At 66.9% G+C, this 1,050-nt stretch carries 1 protein-coding gene and 1 pseudogene; both read left to right on the forward strand.

What is annotated here, in order from left to right; translation table 11 throughout:
* The coding region (locus EOA28_RS36750; protein WP_148671148.1) for a peptide chain release factor 1 at positions 1 to 683 on the forward strand (683 nt) is incomplete at its 5' end.
* A pseudogene (locus EOA28_RS36755) lies at positions 676 to 1,050 on the forward strand (protein-(glutamine-N5) methyltransferase, release factor-specific); the annotation flags it as partial. The gene EOA28_RS36750 and the pseudogene EOA28_RS36755, both read left to right, overlap by 8 nt.

Genomic DNA, 1,050 nt, shown 5'->3' on the forward strand with positions numbered 1-1,050 from the left:
TCCGCATGTATGAGCGCTATGCCGCCTCGCGCGGCTGGCGCTTCGAGGTCGTTTCGGCCAGCGACGGCGAGGTCGGCGGCTACAAGGAAATCATCGCCTCGGTGTCGGGCAAGGGCGTGTTCGCGCATCTGAAGTTCGAATCCGGCGTTCACCGCGTCCAGCGCGTGCCGGAAACCGAAGCCGGCGGGCGCATCCATACCTCGGCGGCGACGGTCGCCGTGCTGCCCGAGGCCGAGGAGGTCGATATCGACGTCCGGCCGGAGGATATCCGCATCGATACGATGCGCGCCTCGGGGTCCGGCGGTCAGCACGTCAACACCACCGACTCGGCGGTTCGCATCACCCACCTGCCAACCGGCATCATGGTGGTGCAGGCGGAGAAGTCGCAGCACCAGAACCGGGCGCGCGCCATGCAGATCCTGCGCGCGCGGCTCTACGACCTCGAGCGCAGCCGCGCGGATGAGGAGCGCTCTGAGTCACGCAAATCGCAGGTCGGGTCCGGCGACCGGTCGGAGCGCATCCGCACCTACAACTTCCCGCAAGGGCGCGTCACCGACCATCGCATTAACCTCACGCTCTACAAGCTCGACCGGGTGATGATGGGCGAGCTCGACGAGGTCATCGACGCGCTGATCGCCGACCATCAGTCGAAGCTGCTTGCCGATATGAGCCTCGATGGCTGATCGACTGCCCGCCGCGCTTGGCCCGCTGCTCAGGGCGGCGCGCGAACGTCTGGCCACCGCCGGCATTGACGATCCAGGGCTCGATTCCCGGCTGATCGTCGAACATTTTTCCGGCACGACCCGCACCCAGGCAATTGCCGACCCAGGGCAAAAGGTGGGTTCGGCGGCGCTTTCGGCCATCGAATCGGCCCTGAGGCGTCGCGTCGCAGGCGAGCCGGCGCACCGCATCCTCGGTTATCGCGAATTCTACGGCTTGCGCCTGTCGCTCTCACCGGAGACGCTTGAGCCGCGGCCGGACACCGAGACGCTGGTAGACGCCATTCTGCCTTTCGCCAGGACAACGGCGGAAAGGCTCGGCGAATGCCGC

It is taken from the genome of Mesorhizobium sp. M2A.F.Ca.ET.067.02.1.1 (assembly GCF_004023285.1).
GTDB lineage: Bacteria > Pseudomonadota > Alphaproteobacteria > Rhizobiales > Rhizobiaceae > Mesorhizobium.